Consider the following 16,893-nt stretch of genomic DNA (forward strand, 5'->3'; position numbering starts at 1 on the left):
GGAGGGCTGTTTTGTGATTACAATTGATAACATCTTAGAAACAAACCGCATGATTACGGAGAACAAGCTGGATGTCCGTACTATTACCATGGGCATTTCTCTTCGTGACTGTGCGCATCCCAATATTAATCAGTTCTGTAAAAATGTATATGACAAGATTACCAAAAGCGCCGAGTTTTTGGTAAAGACCGGTGAAGATATTGAAGCCAAGTATGGTATACCTATTATTCACAAGCGTATTTCTGTAACACCTATAGCCATTGCTGCTGAGGCCTGTGAAACAGACTCCTTTGTTCCTGTTGCTGAGGTTTTGGATAAGGCGGCAAAAGAGGTAGGGGTAAACTTTATTGGTGGATTTTCTGCCTTGGTGGAAAAGGGCTTTACCAAGGGGGACAAGATTCTTATTGACTCTATTCCACAGGCCCTGTCTACCACAGATGTGGTTTGCTCATCTGTAAATCTTGGTTCAACTAAGGCTGGAATAAATATGGATTGTGTGCGCCAGATGGGTGAAGTAATTAAGCGTACTGCTGAGCTTACCCGCGACCAGGATGCTTTGGGATGTGCTAAGCTGGTAGTATTTTGCAATGCTCCGGGGGATAATCCGTTTATGGCAGGAGCCTTCCATGGGGTCAGTGAAGCAGAGAAGGTTGTCAGTGTGGGTGTCAGCGGACCAGGTGTGGTGAAGCACGCCCTTGAAGATCTCAAGGGGGCAGATTTTACTGAGGTGGCTGAAACAATTAAGAAAACTGCCTTTAAGATTACCCGTGTGGGTCAGCTGGTAGCCCGTGAGGCTTCCCGTCGTCTGGGTGTGCCTTTTGGGATTATTGACCTCTCTTTGGCACCAACTCCGGCTGTAGGTGATTCTGTGGCCAATGTGTTGGAGGAGATGGGCCTGGAGAGCTGTGGTGCGCCTGGTACTACTGCGGCTTTGGCTCTTCTTAATGATGCGGTGAAGAAGGGTGGACTTATGGCATCATCCCATGTAGGTGGCCTCTCCGGAGCATTTATTCCGGTAAGTGAAGATCAGGGGATGATTGAAGCCATTGAGTGTGGTTCCCTTTCTATTGAAAAGCTGGAAGCCATGACCTGCGTATGCTCTGTAGGTCTTGATATGATTGCTGTGGAAGGTGATACCACCGCTGCAACGATTTCTGGTATTATAGCTGATGAGGCGGCAATTGGTATGATTAATAACAAGACTACTGCTGTCCGTGTTATTCCGGTACCAGGCAAGAAGGTGGGAGACAGTGTGGAATTTGGCGGTCTTCTGGGTCGGTGTCCTATTGTTAAGGTTCGTAACAACTGGAGCTCTGAGGCCTTTATTGCCAGAGGTGGCCGTATTCCGGCACCATTGCGCAGCCTGACTAACTAATGCTTCATTTAGGTGAAAAAATGAGAGTAACCAAAAAAATTAAGGAAAAACAGATAGAGATTCTTGGGCAGATTTATGCCGGGGCCAAGCCGGAGCTGGTATACAGCAATCCCTTTGAGCTTTTAATAGCGGTTATATTATCTGCCCAATGTACAGATAAACGGGTAAATATTACCACAGCCCGTCTTTTTGCCAAGGCACCTGATGCTCAGTCCATAGTTGATATGGGTGTTGATGCGTTGGAGCAGGAGATTCGTGATTGCGGTCTTTTTCGCAGCAAAGCAAAAAATATTATGGCCACCTGCCGGACTTTGGTGGAGGAATTCGACGGGGAGGTTCCGGAGGATTTTGATACTTTGTTGAAGCTACCAGGCGTGGGACGAAAGACAGCCAACGTGGTAAGCTCTGTGGCCTTTAACAGACCGGCCATTGCGGTGGATACCCATGTGTTCCGCATTTCCAATCGTCTTAAGCTGGCAACGGGAGAGACACCTATGGAGGTGGAGCAGGGGCTGATGAAAGCAATTCCCAAGGAGAAGTGGTCAGATGCTCATCATTGGCTTATATGGCATGGTCGTAAAATATGTAAGGCGAGAAAGCCTTTATGTGCGGAATGTCCATTAGCAGAGGTATGTCCAAGCAATGAAATGAAATAATAGCGTAGAGTTTTGGAGTGAGACAATTGATTTATCGTAAGGCAAAGTTTATTGATATAGAAGAAATATATGAGCTGGTTAATCATTATGCGGAGGAGGGACTGATGCTGGCCCGCTCACGCAATGCTCTCTATGAATCTCTGCGTGATATGATTGTGGCCATTGATGAAAAGGATGGTATCGTGGGAGTAGGAGGACTCCATATTACATGGGAGTTTATGGCGGAAATTCGTTCACTGGCAGTAGACCCTGCCCACAGCCGTCGGGGAATTGGCCGTGAAATTGTTCATAGACTCATTGAAGAGGGTAAAGAGCTGGGGATTAGCCAAGTCTTTACATTGACCTATCAGGAGAAGTTTTTTGAAAAATGCGGTTTTAAGGTAATCAGCAAGGATGAGCTTCCACACAAGATTTGGAAGGAATGTATTGATTGCCCTAAATTCCCTAACTGTAACGAAATTGCCATGTTGTTTGAATAATTTGCTTGACACTAAATAAACACATTGCTATAATTAGGCACATGAAGTGTAAAGCATGTTCATATTGAAAAGGCATTGAGCGAGAGAAGTAATCAGCAGAGCTTTTCAGAGAGCTGTGGGATGGTGCAACACAGCAGGTGAAACTGACGAAATACACTCGTGAGCTGCAGGCTGAACTAATAGTAGGCCTTGTCGGAAGCCCCCGTTATCGTAGGCTAGGGTATGTTAGTACCCGAAGAGAGTGGCTTGCCAAGGCAAGCAGGGTGGTACCGCGAGTGATGACTCGTCCCTGTTACAGGGGCGAGTTTTTTTATTTTCTGCCTGTACATTTTCTTCAAACTAACGAATTTTGCAGTATTGTTTATTTGAGGAGGAAAAAATTATGATTATTGTAATGGCACCAGGTTCAACAGCAGAGGATTTAGAGAGAGTAAAAACTAAAATAAAGTCTGAGGGACTTGATTATCATTTGTCCACTGGTACTTCCCGTACTATTGTTGGCGTTATTGGTGATAAGAAGGCTATCAGCGAGCTGGAGATGCATTGTGCTCTGCCGGGGGTAGAAAAAACTGTTCGTATAACTGAGAAATATAAATTGGTTAGCCGCGAATTCAAGCAGGAAAATTCTGTTATTGATGTTGGTGGTGTAAAAATTGGTGGACCGGAGCCTGTGGTAATGGCAGGGCCATGTGCCGTGGAAAGCATGGATCAGCTTATGGAAGCAGCTGAGGCTGTTGCTGCCGGTGGTGCCCAGTTCCTTCGTGGTGGTGCTTACAAGCCTCGCACTTCCCCTTATGATTTCCAGGGAATGGCTGAGGATGGTCTGCAGATGCTTCGTAAGGCCGCAGATAAATTCAACTTGAAGGTTGTAACTGAGGTGCTGGACCAGCGCACCGTGGAGGAAGTGGCAGAGTACACAGATGTGCTTCAGATTGGTGCTCGTAATATGCAAAATTTCCAGCTTCTGAAGGAGGTTGGCCGTGCTGGCAGACCTGTTCTTCTTAAAAGAGGTCTATGTGCTACCATCAAGGAATGGCTTAATGCTGCTGAATATGTTATGAGCTCAGGCTGTGATGATGTTATTTTCTGCGAGCGTGGTATCCGTACCTATGAAACCTATACCAGAAACACTTTGGATCTTAGTGCAGTGGTTGCTGTTAAGGAATTGTCCCATTTGCCTATTATTGTGGATCCAAGCCATGGTACTGGCCGTCGCAGCATGGTAAGTCCAATGGCAAAGGCAGCTATAGCTGCCGGGGCTGATGGCCTTATTATAGAGGTACATCCACATCCGGAGGTGGCTCTTTGCGATGGAGATCAGTCCTTGACTCCGGAGGAATTTAAAAAGGTAATGGCTGAAATTAAGCGTATGTCCGCCATTTTAAGGGAGGAATAGTCAATGGCCAGATTAAATCTTGCCATAATCGGTGTGGGGCTTATAGGAGGTTCATTAGGCCTTTGTTTGAAAGATAAGCTGGGAGATGATATTTACATAACCGGTCAGTGCCGTACCCTGAAATCCATGGATTTGGCCATGGAAATGGGGGCAGTTGATTTTGCTTCTTCTGATATTGAAGAAGTGGTTAAGGATGCAGATGTTATCTTCCTTAGTACCCCTGTATTGCAGATGGTGCCTATGGTGGAGAAAATGCTTCCATATTTAAAGTCAGGTGCTATCATAACTGATGCCGGAAGTACAAAGCAGTTTATTTGGAAAAATCTGCAGAAGATTTTGCCACCGGATATTTATTACGTTGCAGGGCATCCAATGACTGGCCGTGAGATGAGTGGCGTTACGGCAGCCAAGAAGGACCTCTTTGAAAATAAGTGCTATGTAATAGTAGAAAATACCGGAGCGCCTAAGGAAGCTACGGATAAGATTTGTGAGCTGGTAAGGCTCACCGGGGCGGATTTGGAAACTCTGGATATAGCTCAGCACGACCGTTGTGCTTCAGTAATAAGTCATATTCCTCATGTGGCGGCGGCAGGCCTGGTAACGCTTTTGAATCGCAGTCATGGTGATATGGAAGCCTGCCTTAAGCTGGCGGGAGGCGGATTTAAGGATACCACCCGTATAGCTTCCTCTAACGCAGATATGTGGGCAGACATTTGCATGACTAATCAGGAGGCTATAACCAATCATTTGAAGCTGTTGCAGGGGATTTTGGCAGAGGTTATTGTGGCCATAGAAAGCGGGGACCGTCAGGCGGTTCACGACTATTTTGCGGAATCAAAAAAGCGGCGTGACAGTATTTTGGAACAGACCAAGAATATGTATGAATTGATTTAAACAGAGTTATTTTTTTCTGGGAAAAGTCCTCTTTAAAAGGGGACTTTTTTTATTAATAATAATATTTTATTAAAAATATAGAAGGAAAAAAGACTGTTGATAGAGAATATTTACTTGCAAAACCTTTTTATCAAGTAGGGGAGGAAGTTATCATGCAATTAATGGATAATTTGAAGGTGGCCTATAAATTACTTATTTTGGCCGTAATTGCTGCCTTGGGCTTGGCAGTTATAAGCTTTTTCGGGTTAGGAGCCTTACAAAAATCACAGGATGATATGACTCATTTGTACGATGTTAATGTTATGGGATTGGTTCATTTGGGTGATGCCCGACAGGGAATGAGATCAGCTCAGACCATGACTGTAATCATGACTACAGTACAAAATGATCCGGCCCGTATGCAGGACCTTAAGCAAAAATTTGATAATGCAGTAAAGGAAACTAATGAGAGTCTTGAAGCATTTAACAAAGCAAATAGTGGAGTAGCAGAAACGGCTGAACAGTATGCAAAGACTGTTAAGGATTGGAATGAATTAAAACAGGGGCTGACAAACTCTGTAAATCTTTCCCAAAGTGGTCAGCAGGCCGCTGGTCTGGAAGCATATAATGCCGGTGCAAAGTCAGCAACTACGGTGGCCAGCGATTTGGTAAAGCTGGCCGATGATGCAGCCAAGGCTGCTGACGCCATTGATAAGCAAAATGATGAAGAAAGTGCAGCAGCCAGACGTAATATGATTGTTCTGAGTGTACTTACTTTGGTGATTTTGGTGGGTGCTGCCATGTGGATTACTAAGGCTATCACTTCTCCACTCAATAAGATGATGGGGATTTGCCGTAAGCTGCGTGATGGTGATTTCCGTACTGATAACAATGGTGTAGCTCGTGGTGATGAGTTTGGTGATATGGAAAGAGCTATTGACGATGTTTGTGTTACTCTCAATAAGCTGATGCGCCAGATTAGCCGTTCCTCCGAGCAGCTTGCTGCCAGCTCCGAGGAGTTGACAGCTTCCGCCGGTCAGTCCGCCCAGGCCTCCGATCAGGTGGCTCAGAACGTAACCACATCTGCCAGTGCAGTTATTGAACAGCAGCAATTGTTGCAGGATATGAGGGCTTCTGTAGATAAATCCAATGAGGCAGTTGAGAATCTTGGTAATGTTGCCGGGGCAGTTACCAACGAAGCCAAGTCTGCCAACGATCAGGCAGCGGATGGTACTAAGGCCATTGAATTTGCTGTTCAGCAGATTCTGTCTGCTGAGGCTATTGTTAAAGAGTCGGCTGATACTGTTAATAAGCTGGGGCAGAGCTCCCAGGAAATTGGTCAGATTGTGGAGACGATTTCCGGTATTGCGGGACAAACCAATTTGCTGGCTCTGAATGCTGCTATTGAGGCAGCCCGTGCAGGTGAGCAGGGCCGTGGATTTGCCGTTGTAGCAGAAGAGGTAAGAAAGCTGGCTGAGGAGTCACAGAATGCTGCTCAGCAGATTACCTCCCTTATTAAGGGGATACAGGATAATACAAGTGATGCAGTTGCATCCATGGAAAAGGGTAGCAAAGCTGTTCGCGAAGGAAGTGCTTCCGTTGAAAAGCTGCGTGAGACCTTCCAGGCTATCAATGCAGCCTCCAATGGTGTAGTAGAGCGTGCTCAGAACATGATTGAGGAGCTCCATGCCGTATCTGAGGATACCCAAAATATCAATGAAAAATCTGTGCGTATTGCCGGCAAGGGCGATGAAGTATCTCAGGAAATGGAAAGCGTTTCTGCTGCTTCCGAGGAGCAGAGTGCTTCTGCAACAGAGATAGCTGATGCCAGCCAGTCCTTGGCTAATTTGGCTCAGGAATTGCAGACTTCATTGCAGAAGTTCAGATTCTAAAGTAATCTAATAAAAACAACAAAAAAGGTATGTGTGAGATGTTTCCATTTCGGCACATACCTTTTTTAGTGCGGTGATTGATTAAGTTAATCCTCAGATTCAGGCTGGGGCTGTTCCTCTTTTTGAGTACAGATAATCTTATCAACTCTGTACTTATCCAGACGGCTTATTTCAAAGGTGAAGTCATCCCATTCAACCGTTTCTCCCTTTTTAGGAATATAACCAAAGAGGGAAGTGACGAAGCCACCCATGGTCTGGTAATAGTCCTGTTCTTCCTCAGGCAGTTCATCAATATCGAACTTTTCCTTAAAGTCATCAATGGAGCACATTCCGTCAATGTACCATTCATTGTCGTCCTTTGGCACAATCTGTAGTTGCTCCTGTTCGTTTACATTATTTGTATCCCCAATAAGCTCCAAAAGAATATCCTGTAGGGTAATAAATCCAATTACGCCGCCGTATTCGTCAAGCACCACCGCCTCATGGATACCTGATTCCTTAAACTGCTCCAGTACACGGAAGGTTTCCATGGAGCGGGGAATGAACATTGGTTTACGTATAAATGGCTCAAGCTCCAATGATTCATTATTTAATGCAGCGTTCAGAATATCCTTGGTATATATTACCCCGCAGAATTCGTCAAGGCTATCACGGCCTACAGGGATAATATACTCTGACGAGCTCTTTATCATATCAAGATTGTGTTCCAAGGAATCGTTTATATCCAGCCACATCATCTGGGTTCGAGGAGTCATTAGGGAATAAGCTGTTTGGTCACTCATGTGGAATACCCGGTCTACTAAATCCTGCTCGGTTTTTTCAAAGGTTCCATCCTCTGTACCCTGCTCGATAAGGTCCTTTACTTCGTCCTCAGTGACCACATCCTCATATTTCAGATTAATACCGAAGAAGCTGAGGAAGAAGCTGGCAGAGGCTTCAAGAATGGCTGTAATCGGTCTGGTGACCTTTACTAGAGTGCGCAATGTGCCTTGGCAGTTAATGAGCGTCTGCTCAGGATGACGCATAGCAATGGAGTTTGGCAAAAATTCGGAAAGAAGAAGGGTGAAATAGGTAACCACTACAATGCTAGCCACCAAGGCAACTGTATCATGATATGGCACGAAGCTAATATATTCTCCTACCACAGGTGAAAGCAGAACACTGGTGGCAACACCCATCAATATGCTGACCAAAGTTATGCCAATCTGAACCACAACGAATGCCAGCTCCGGTGCCTCGAAAAGCTCCAGGGCAGCTTTGGCATCCGGGACATTGTCATCAACCATTTTTTCCAATCGGCTTTTATGACTTTCTGTAAGAGCTGTCTCAGCCATGGCAAAAAAAACATTAATCAGCATTAAAACAAATATTATGGCAAATATGAGTGTGGGGTGATAGGTATCCAAAAAAAGCACATCCTTTATGTATTGAGATTTAATAGTTTAAATTATATTTTATCATTATTTTGGTAGTATATCTATATTTTCCTTGACATAGAAATAAAGTGATTATATTATAATTTATGTTATGTAACATATGTTGCATAACATAAATTATAGTAAGGAGAATATGCCATGCCACCACGAGTTAAATTCCAAAAAGAAGATATTGTCAGTGCAGCAGTAAATATCGCTAGGAAAAAAGGGATTGAGGCTGTTACTGCCCGTGAGGTAGCGGCAGAGCTTGGGGTATCCACAAGACCTATTTTTACATGGTTTGAAACTATTGAACAGCTTAAGGGAGAAGTATATAAACAGGCTCAGGAGTATTATCGTAGTTATATTCGGGATGGGCTTAAAGAGAAGATACCCTTTTTGGGGGTTGGCCATCAATACATCCATTTTGCCAAGGAGGAGCCGGAGCTGTATAAACTATTATTTTTAACCAAATCCAGTGATTCCTTAGGAGGTGCTATGGAGGCATTGGAGCTGTCACAAAATTTGGTACGGGAATCTATAATGAATATATATAATATGAATGCATATACAGCGGATTGCTATTTCCGTAATTTGTGGCTGGTAGCCTTCAGTATGGCTACCCTTATTGTAACTGATGATTGTCCTTATACAGATAAAGAGATAAGTAGTATTTTTACGGAGATGAGTCTTGCGGTGTGTAAGGCATATAAGGAAATCCCGGGCTTGGCAAAGGGAAACTATGATAGGGATGCAATATTCAAGGAATTGGTAAGGAAATAATATATAGTTAGTATTGGATTCAAGTCAATTTAAATATGATTTCTAGGGCGAATTGCAGATTGAAAGGATGGGGGATTATGAAAATTATAGGATTGCTCGGGGGAATGAGTTGGGAAAGTACAGTTACCTATTATGAGATATTGAATAGAACTGTTGCTGAAAAGCTGGGAGGCTATCACAGCGCTAAAATTATGATGTATAATGTGGACTTTGCCCCTCTGGAAAATAACATGGCCACTGGTAACTGGGCCGGCAATGCTGAGATTTTATCAAAGGCTGCTAAGCGCTTGGAGGATGCTGGAGCGGAGTTTATCGTTATTGCCACTAATACAATGCACAAGCTGGTGCCGGATATAGAGAAGAAAATTAATATACCTATTTTACATATTGCCGATACCACGGCTAAGAAGATAAAAGAGGACGGTTTGACCAAGGTTGGTTTCTTGGGAACCAAGTTTTCCATGACTCAGGATTTTTTACATGAGCGATTCAGAAAGGCTGGTCTTGAGGTAATCATACCTGATGAAGCAGATATTGAGCTGGTAAATAATGTTATATTTGATGAGCTGTGCTTGGGAAAGGTTTTGGAATCATCCCGCAAAGAGTATCAACGCATTATATCTTCCATGAAGGCGCAAGGAGCAGAGGGCGTTATCCTTGGCTGTACGGAAATTGGTATGCTGATATCCGCTGAGGATAGTGTACTTCCAGTATATGATACTACCCTGATTCATGCCCGTGAGGCAGCTTTAAAGGCTTTGGATGATTAAATGTAAGGGAACGTTAATTATTTTTGAAAAAGTGTTTGTTCATAATTTAGAGGGGAAAATTGGATGACTGTAATATTGTATGTTCATGGAAAGGGCGGCAGTGCAGCGGAGGCCGATCATTATAAGGCACTGTTCCCGGATGCTGAGGTTGTTGGCCTGGATTATAAGACCAGCTCACCTTGGGAAACGGGAAAAGAGATAAGGGCCTTCGTGGAGAAGCTGAAAACGCAGTATGACAATGTAATACTGGTGGCCAATAGTATTGGTGCCTTTTTCAGCATGAATGGAAATCTGGATGGACTTGTTCAGAAGGCCTATTTCATTTCGCCTATTGTGAATATGGAACGGCTCATTGAGGATATGATGATGTGGGCCAATGTAACGGAGGCTGAGCTGGAGGCCAAGGGGGTCATATCCACGGAGTTTGGGGAGGATTTGTCCTGGGAGTATTTGGACTATGTGCGGAATCATCCCATTAACTGGAATGTGCCGACCAGGATACTGTATGGCAGTGAGGATAAGCTGACTTCCCTGGCAACTATGGAGAAATTTGCAGAGATGCATAGCGCCCAACTGACTGTTATGGAGAAGGGTGAGCATTGGTTCCACACCGAGGAGCAAATGGAGTTTTTGGATAATTGGATTATGACAAATTAGTATTAGAAAGAAGCGAGAAAATTGAATAATAAAGATATAATAATTCGTCGGGAAACAGAGAAGGACTATCGTGCTGTAGAAAATATGGTACGGGAAGCATTTTGGAATGTGTACCGTCCCGGATGCGTGGAGCACTATGTACTGCATAAGCTGAGACATGATAGAGATTTTGTGCCGGAGCTGGACTTTGTTATGGAAAAGGGAGGCGAAATTATTGGCCAGAATATATTTATGCGGGCTAGTATTAAGGCTGATAACGGGGAAATGATACCAGTTATGGCTATGGGGCCGATATCCATTGCACCAAAGTATAAGAGGCAGGGATATGGCAAGCTGTTGCTGGATTATTGCCTTGAGCAGGCGTCAAAGCTGGGCTGTGGAGCCATGTGTTTTGAAGGTAATATTGATTTTTACGGTAAGAGTGGCTTTACTTATGCCAGCGAATTCGGCATCCGCTATCATGGACTTCCGGAAGGGGTTGACGCGTCCTTCTTTCTTTGTAAAGAGCTAAAGCCAGGGTATTTGGCTGGTATTACTGGTGAATATGCACCACCGGCAGGCTATATGGTGGCTGAGGAAAATCCGGCAGAGTTTGAGGCCTTCGAGGCTCAATTTCCACCAAAGGAAAAGAAGGTCCTGCCAGGACAGATTTTCGGGTAATGGTAAAGCGGCAGGTGTCAGAAATGGCACCTGCCGCTATTTTGATGTTATGTAGTGTTATTTAGTTATCAAAGTAATTAGTTTAATTATGTCATTTCTATATTTAATTTAGTCATACATTACAAAAATGACTAAATTAAAACTATTGACTACCAAATTGAAATGGATTATGATTAATGTGAATTAACTTTATCATGGTTATAGTAGGTGATAAAGCTTGATCGGCGTGAGGTAGTTAAATGAAAGATTATAGTTATAAAGAAAAATGGGAAAAATTACTAATCCCCGAGATTGTAAAGAAACTGACAATTATTAATGAGTTTAAGGGGGAACAGCGTCTTTTTATTGAGGCACATAAGGATGAATTAAAGGAGCTATTTGAACTGGCTAAAATACAAAGTACGGAAGCCTCGAATAGGATAGAAGGAATCTTTACAGTTGATGACAGATTAAAAAATTTGGTACAGCAAAAGACCACTCCACGAAACAGGGATGAGTCTGAAATAGCGGGTTATCGTGATGTTCTTAATACTATCCACGAAAGTTATGATTATATACCGATTAATGTTAATTTTTTCCTGCAATTACACAGGGATTTATATAAGTATATCGGCAGTGTTGATGGTGGCGTTTTTAAGACCTCAGACAATATTATAAGGGAAATAGATGAAAATGGTAATGAGAAAATAAGATTTAATCCAGTGCCTGCCTGGGAAACACCGGAAGCATTGGAAGAATTGTGCAAGGCTTTTAAAGAGGCTATGGATGATGTCGATCCATTGATTTTAATGGGAATGTTTATCCTGGATTTTTTGTGTATTCATCCCTTTAATGACGGTAATGGACGAATGAGCAGATTGCTTACATTGCTATTGCTTTATAAGTCAGGATTTATTGTAGGGAAATACATTAGTATAGAAAAGATTATTGAAGAAACAAAAGAAACATATTATGAAGCTCTACAAGATAGCTCTATAGGTTGGCACGAAAATACCAATGATTATAAGCCTTTTGTAAATTATATGCTGGGAGTAATAGTTGCTGCTTATAGAGAATTTGAATCAAGAGTAAAGCTGGTAGCAAATGCTAAACTTTCTAAGCCAGAGAGAATTCGGGAAATAATAAAAGCGCATATAGGTACTATAACGAAAGCTGAGCTTTTAGAAACAAATCCAGATATTAGTGATACAACAGTACAGAGGACTTTGGCAGAGCTCTTGAAAAATAATGAGATAAAGAAAATCGGCGGAGGCCGCTACACAAAGTATGTGTGGAATGTGGAGGATTAATAACATGATTACTGGTGAATTAAAAAACAAGATAGATGGACTTTGGGATATATTTGCAGCCGGTGGACTGGTAAATCCCCTTGAGGTTATTGAACAAATTACATACTTGATGTTTATCAGGGATTTGGATGATGTAGACAACAAGCGGGAAAAAGAAAGTGCTATGTTGGGACTGCCATATAAGAGTATTTTCGCTGATGATGTGAAAATAGGGGAACGCTCTATTAATGGGAAACAGCTTAAATGGTCTGTATTCCATGATTTTCCAGCAGGCAGAATGTACACTGTAATGCAGGAATGGGTTTTTCCTTTTATCAAAGATTTGCATGGTGACAAAAACAGTGCTTACAGCAAATATATGGACGATGCTATTTTCAAATTGCCTACACCGCTCCTGCTGTCTAAGGTGGTTGACTCATTAGATGAAATCTATGAACTGATGAATGCCAATCAATCTATTGATGTTCGTGGTGATGTTTATGAATACCTCTTGAATAAAATTGCTTCAGCTGGCAGAAATGGCCAATTCAGAACCCCTAGACATATTATTCGTATGATGGTAGAAATGGTGGATCCTAAAGCTGATGATGTGATTTGTGATCCTGCTTGTGGTACTTCTGGCTTTTTGGTATCTGCTGCAGAATATTTAAAAGACAACAAGAAAGAGGAAATATTTTTCAATAAAGAGAAAAAAGAGCATTACATGAATACCATGTTCAATGGCTTCGATATGGATAGAACCATGCTTCGTATCGGTGCGATGAACATGATGACCCATGGTATTGAAAATCCGTTTATTGAATATCGTGACAGCTTATCTGATCAAAATGAAGACAGTGAAAAATATTCCCTTATTTTGGCTAATCCGCCATTTAAGGGAAGTCTTGATGCGGATGCAGTATCTTCGGATCTGCTTAAAGTATGTAAGACTAAGAAAACGGAGCTGCTGTTTTTGGCATTGTTCTTACGGATGTTAAAAGTAGGCGGAAGATGTGCTTGTATAGTTCCTGATGGAGTGTTGTTTGGATCCTCCAAAGCACATAAAGCTATTCGCCAGGCCATAGTGGATGAAAATAGATTGGAAGCAGTTATTTCTATGCCATCTGGAGTATTCAAACCTTATGCTGGAGTGTCCACGGCTATCCTTGTTTTTACTAAGACTGGCCACGGCGGAACGGATAAGGTATGGTTCTACGATATGAAAGCAGATGGCTTTAGCCTGGATGATAAGCGCCAGCCTGTACAGGAAAATGATATTTCGGATATTGTTGCCAGATATGGCAATTTGGAGACTGAAGCAGACAGAAAACGCACTGAGCAGTCTTTCTTTGTACCAGTGCAGGAAATCAAGGATAATGACTATGATTTATCCATAAATAAGTACAAAGAAATTGAGTATGTACCAGTAGAGTATCCACCAACCAGCGAAATCATGGCAAATATTCGCCGGCTTGAACAGGAAATAAAGAATGAGATGGACGAGCTGGAAAAGCTGTTGAAAGTGTGAGGAAGGGTAATTTTTCATGGGAAACGATAAAATACAGTTATTTGAAGATCAGCCTATAAGGGTCGCGTGGGCCGAGGATGAGGAAGAATGGTACTTTTCGATAGTGGATGTGGTTGGTGTGTTGACGGAACAACCTAATACAGACGGAGCACGTAATTACTGGAAAGTATTAAAAAACAGGTTAAAAGAGGAAGGAAGTCAACTGGTTACAAATTGTAACCAGTTGAAAATGACAGCACAGGATGGTAAGAAAAGGCTAACTGATGTGGCAAATACAGAGCAATTACTTCGCCTGATTCAGTCCATCCCATCAAAGAAAGCAGAGCCGTTTAAAATGTGGCTGGCACAGGTCGGAAGGGAACGGTTGGAAGAAGTTATTGACCCGGAATTAACAATAGAACGTGCTTTAGAAACCTATGCCAAGAAAGGATATTCACGGGAATGGATAAACCAACGTTTACAGGCAATTCAAGTAAGAAAAGAGCTTACGGATGAATGGGATAGGCGTGGGATAAAAAAGGGTGTTGAGTATGCTATTTTAACGGATGAGATAACAAAAGCATGGTCTGGGATGACAACCAGACAATACAAGAACCTCAAAGGACTTAAAAAGGAAAACCTTCGTGATAACATGTCTACTCTTGAACTGGTGCTTAATATGCTTGCGGAAGCAACAACAGCTGAAATCTCTAAGCAAAAGCAACCGGAAACATTTGAAGAGAACCGATTTGTTGCAAAAGAAGGTGGAGCAGCGGCCGGTGAGGCAAGGTCTGCGGTGGAGAAAAGAACAGGAAAGCCTGTGATAACTAATAAAAATGCTGTCCAGTTACAGAATTTGCTTACTGGGCTTATTGAAACGGATATAGAGAAGAATGGGGGAGAATAATAGTGAATTATAATGATTATCCATACAATATATTCAATCAGAATTCATTACTTAATTATGGACAACAGATTTCATATCAGCAACATCAAATCGAGCAAGAATACTGTTGAAATGAACTGGTGACATATTGTCACCGGTTGAATTATGGGGGACTATATGAAAAAGGTTAGTGTAAGAGGCGGTTTTTCAGATCGTAATGGTATAAAAGCTGAAAATACAGAAATTCAAATAATAAATTTTGATGAAAAAACCCGAATTCAATTATTTAATACAATTATGAGACTATATGATATAGTATATGAACATAATTTGTACTATAAAAAAAGGCATATACAACAGTTTTTAAAATTTGTATTATGTGAGATATATTCTGAAGCTATAGATGTAAGAACGATATATTTTGATGATGATGTAATTGAAGCTATAAAAGAAACATTTCTACATGGCGAATATGATGATATTTTAACATTGGTAGAAGGTCTTATTAATTATTGGGACAGGGTATTAAAGGAGAATAGAGGTAGTCAATATCATTTAACACTTGGTTGGTCTATTTATGAAGTTGTTAATGTTTTTTTTGAAAGAGAATATATTGGCTATCGTTTTATTGATGAGAAAATTGTACCTATAAGCGACCCTTATGAAGTTGATGCAATTAAAGATACATTAAGTATTGAATATGAATCAGTTTATGAACATATTTCTAAAGCAAATAAATTCCTTTCAGATAGAGAAAATCCAGACTACGAAAATTCAATAAAAGAAAGTATAAGTGCTGTAGAAGCGTTGTGTGAGGTTATGACTGGTATATCGGGTAAGAATGCCACCTTGGGAAGTATGCTAAAAAAAGCAGAAGAAAGAGGTATGTTTATTCATGCTACTTTAAGATCTGCTTTTGAAAAATTGTATGGGTATACTTCAGATGCAAATGGAATTAGACATGCAGGTGATATTGGCGGGCCTTCTTCAACATTCGAAGAAGCAAAATTTATGTTAGTTTCATGCTGTGCGTTTATAAATTATTTAATCGCAGCTAACGCAGATTAGAAAAAAGTAAATTGAGATTTGTAGGGATGAAAGATGAAATTAGAAGATGTATGTAAAGTATTTACTGATGGGGACTGGATAGAAAGCAAAGACCAATCTGATAATGGGATAAGGCTTATTCAAACAGGAAATATTGGTGAAGGTGTATATCTTGAAAAAAGCGAAAGAGCAAAATATGTATCACAAGATACTTTTGCTGCTTTAAAGTGTACTGAGATTTATTCAGGAGATGTATTAGTGTCGAGACTACCAGAGCCTGTTGGTAGAGCGTGTATAATTCCGCCTAAATCGGAAAGAATGATTACGGCAGTTGATTGTACTATTTGTAGACCAAATGAAGAAATAGTATTAAAAGAATATTTATGCTACTTCATGCAATCTGATGTTTATTATAATCGGCTGTTGAATAATGTCACTGGAACTACTAGAAAACGAATCAGTAGGAAAAATCTTGGAAATGTCGAGATAAATGTTCCTAATATAGATAAACAGAGAGCAATTATAGCAAAATTAGATATTATATCCAATATCATTGATGAAAGAAAACGAGAATTAGAGCAATTGGATGTCCTTATTAAAGCCCGATTTGCCGAGATGTTTGGGGATGGTAATTATCCTGTGGTAAAGTTGGGTGAAGCGTGTAAAAAGATAACTGATGGAACGCATAAAACTCCAAATTATTTGGATGAAGGAATAACATTTATTTCAGCTAAAAACATAGTAAATGGTGAGCTCGATTTTTCGGATGTAAAGTATATTTCGGAAGAAGAGTATCTGGTTATTCAAAAAAGGTGTCAGACAGAAAAAAGTGATATTCTACTCTCGAAAAGTGGTTCTTTAGGTTTTCCTGTGATAGTGAAGACAGATGAAAAACTTGGTTTATTTGAAAGTTTAGCAGTTTTGAAATATGAAAAAGATAGATTCATACCGGAGTTCTTGTGTGAGCAGTTGAAGACAGACATGGTACAACGACAGTTTACTTCAGGAACCAAAGGCGTTGCGATAAAACATTTGCATCTTGGTGTAATAGCAAATACGGATATAATTGTTCCACCTGTGGAAGAACAAAAGGAATTTGCATATTTCGTCCATCAAGTAGACAAATCAAAAGTTGCGGTGCATAAAGCACTTGATGAAACACAAACTTTATTTGATAGTTTAATGCAAGAGTATTTTGGTTAAATTCACTTTTTTAACGATTTTGCTGA

Annotated in this window: 16 protein-coding genes and 1 other annotated feature; of the genes, 15 read left to right on the forward strand and 1 reads right to left on the reverse strand. The window is 41.2% G+C overall.

Annotated elements, in window-relative coordinates; translation table 11 throughout:
- Positions 1-13: 13 nt before the first annotated feature.
- The 6 genes from T355_RS0105820 (at position 14) to T355_RS0105845 (ending at position 6,671) form a co-directional block, all read left to right on the forward strand.
- On the forward strand, positions 14-1,375 hold the full coding sequence (locus T355_RS0105820) for a PFL family protein (RefSeq protein WP_027396939.1): 1,362 nt from the start codon (positions 14-16) through the stop codon (positions 1,373-1,375).
- 20 nt (positions 1,376-1,395) lie between these two features.
- Positions 1,396-2,031 (forward strand): endonuclease III, encoded by a 636-nt coding sequence (gene nth / locus T355_RS0105825; RefSeq protein WP_027396940.1) that lies wholly within the window; start codon positions 1,396-1,398, stop codon positions 2,029-2,031.
- A 26-nt stretch (positions 2,032-2,057) separates the two neighbouring features.
- On the forward strand, positions 2,058-2,510 hold the full coding sequence (locus T355_RS0105830) for an N-acetyltransferase (RefSeq protein WP_027396941.1): 453 nt from the start codon (positions 2,058-2,060) through the stop codon (positions 2,508-2,510).
- 66 nt (positions 2,511-2,576) lie between these two features.
- Positions 2,577-2,804: a binding site (T-box leader), on the forward strand.
- Between the two features lie 88 nt (positions 2,805-2,892).
- The gene (gene aroF, locus T355_RS0105835) at positions 2,893-3,906 is read left to right on the forward strand and encodes a 3-deoxy-7-phosphoheptulonate synthase (protein ID WP_027396942.1); all 1,014 of its coding nucleotides are present in this window, start codon (positions 2,893-2,895) and stop codon (positions 3,904-3,906) included.
- A 3-nt stretch (positions 3,907-3,909) separates the two neighbouring features.
- Positions 3,910-4,800, forward strand: coding sequence for a prephenate dehydrogenase (locus T355_RS0105840; RefSeq protein WP_027396943.1), 891 nt, complete (start codon positions 3,910-3,912; stop codon positions 4,798-4,800).
- A 152-nt stretch (positions 4,801-4,952) separates the two neighbouring features.
- Positions 4,953-6,671, forward strand: a complete 1,719-nt coding sequence (locus T355_RS0105845) for a methyl-accepting chemotaxis protein (protein ID WP_027396944.1) — start codon at positions 4,953-4,955, stop codon at positions 6,669-6,671.
- Between the two features lie 86 nt (positions 6,672-6,757).
- On the opposite strand, the gene T355_RS0105850 is transcribed toward T355_RS0105845, so the two are convergent.
- The gene (locus T355_RS0105850; protein ID WP_419670095.1) at positions 6,758-8,086 is read right to left on the reverse strand and encodes a hemolysin family protein; all 1,329 of its coding nucleotides are present in this window, start codon (positions 8,084-8,086) and stop codon (positions 6,758-6,760) included.
- Positions 8,087-8,245: 159 nt separating this feature from the next.
- Here T355_RS0105850 and T355_RS14685 point away from each other — a divergent pair, with 159 nt between their 5' ends.
- The 9 genes from T355_RS14685 (at position 8,246) to T355_RS13720 (ending at position 16,867) form a co-directional block, all read left to right on the forward strand.
- Positions 8,246-8,869, forward strand: a complete 624-nt coding sequence (locus tag T355_RS14685; protein ID WP_051555408.1) for a TetR/AcrR family transcriptional regulator — start codon at positions 8,246-8,248, stop codon at positions 8,867-8,869.
- Between the two features lie 77 nt (positions 8,870-8,946).
- A complete protein-coding gene (locus tag T355_RS0105860; RefSeq protein WP_027396946.1) occupies positions 8,947-9,639 on the forward strand; it encodes an aspartate/glutamate racemase family protein in 693 nt (230 codons plus the stop codon).
- Positions 9,640-9,702: 63 nt separating this feature from the next.
- Positions 9,703-10,296 carry an alpha/beta fold hydrolase gene (locus tag T355_RS0105865; RefSeq protein WP_027396947.1) on the forward strand — a complete coding sequence of 198 codons (594 nt, stop codon included), beginning with the start codon at positions 9,703-9,705 and terminating at the stop codon, positions 10,294-10,296.
- Between the two features lie 21 nt (positions 10,297-10,317).
- Positions 10,318-10,956, forward strand: a complete 639-nt coding sequence (locus T355_RS0105870; protein ID WP_027396948.1) for a GNAT family N-acetyltransferase — start codon at positions 10,318-10,320, stop codon at positions 10,954-10,956.
- 239 nt (positions 10,957-11,195) lie between these two features.
- Entirely contained in the window at positions 11,196-12,245 is a 1,050-nt protein-coding gene (locus T355_RS0105875) for a Fic family protein (protein WP_027396949.1), read from the forward strand.
- Between the two features lie 4 nt (positions 12,246-12,249).
- Positions 12,250-13,752 (forward strand): type I restriction-modification system subunit M, encoded by a 1,503-nt coding sequence (locus T355_RS0105880; protein ID WP_027396950.1) that lies wholly within the window; start codon positions 12,250-12,252, stop codon positions 13,750-13,752.
- A 16-nt stretch (positions 13,753-13,768) separates the two neighbouring features.
- The gene (locus tag T355_RS0105885; protein ID WP_027396951.1) at positions 13,769-14,638 is read left to right on the forward strand and encodes a Bro-N domain-containing protein; all 870 of its coding nucleotides are present in this window, start codon (positions 13,769-13,771) and stop codon (positions 14,636-14,638) included.
- Between the two features lie 156 nt (positions 14,639-14,794).
- Complete coding sequence (locus T355_RS14690) at positions 14,795-15,685, forward strand: AbiJ-NTD4 domain-containing protein (RefSeq protein ID WP_051555409.1); 891 nt, start codon at positions 14,795-14,797, stop codon at positions 15,683-15,685.
- A 33-nt stretch (positions 15,686-15,718) separates the two neighbouring features.
- On the forward strand, positions 15,719-16,867 hold the full coding sequence (locus tag T355_RS13720) for a restriction endonuclease subunit S (RefSeq protein ID WP_051555410.1): 1,149 nt from the start codon (positions 15,719-15,721) through the stop codon (positions 16,865-16,867).
- Positions 16,868-16,893: the final 26 nt, after the last annotated feature.

The sequence above is a fragment of the Anaerovibrio lipolyticus LB2005 genome (assembly GCF_000621545.1).
In the GTDB taxonomy this organism is placed as follows: domain Bacteria; phylum Bacillota; class Negativicutes; order Selenomonadales; family Selenomonadaceae; genus Anaerovibrio; species Anaerovibrio lipolyticus_A.

Excerpts from the sequence above, each read along its gene's own strand:
- nth (WP_027396940.1), top strand. The coding sequence starts at position 1,396 with ATGAGAGTAACCAAAAAAATTAAGGAAAAACAGATAGAGATTCTTGGG.
- aroF (WP_027396942.1), top strand. The coding sequence starts at position 2,893 with ATGATTATTGTAATGGCACCAGGTTCAACAGCAGAGGATTTAGAGAGA.
- T355_RS0105840 (WP_027396943.1), top strand. The coding sequence starts at position 3,910 with ATGGCCAGATTAAATCTTGCCATAATCGGTGTGGGGCTTATAGGAGGT.
- T355_RS0105845 (WP_027396944.1), top strand. The coding sequence starts at position 4,953 with ATGCAATTAATGGATAATTTGAAGGTGGCCTATAAATTACTTATTTTG.
- T355_RS14685 (WP_051555408.1), top strand. The coding sequence starts at position 8,246 with ATGCCACCACGAGTTAAATTCCAAAAAGAAGATATTGTCAGTGCAGCA.
- T355_RS0105860 (WP_027396946.1), top strand. The coding sequence starts at position 8,947 with ATGAAAATTATAGGATTGCTCGGGGGAATGAGTTGGGAAAGTACAGTT.
- T355_RS0105865 (WP_027396947.1), top strand. The coding sequence starts at position 9,703 with ATGACTGTAATATTGTATGTTCATGGAAAGGGCGGCAGTGCAGCGGAG.
- T355_RS0105875 (WP_027396949.1), top strand. The coding sequence starts at position 11,196 with ATGAAAGATTATAGTTATAAAGAAAAATGGGAAAAATTACTAATCCCC.
- T355_RS0105880 (WP_027396950.1), top strand. The coding sequence starts at position 12,250 with ATGATTACTGGTGAATTAAAAAACAAGATAGATGGACTTTGGGATATA.
- T355_RS0105885 (WP_027396951.1), top strand. The coding sequence starts at position 13,769 with ATGGGAAACGATAAAATACAGTTATTTGAAGATCAGCCTATAAGGGTC.
- T355_RS14690 (WP_051555409.1), top strand. The coding sequence starts at position 14,795 with ATGAAAAAGGTTAGTGTAAGAGGCGGTTTTTCAGATCGTAATGGTATA.
- T355_RS13720 (WP_051555410.1), top strand. The coding sequence starts at position 15,719 with ATGAAATTAGAAGATGTATGTAAAGTATTTACTGATGGGGACTGGATA.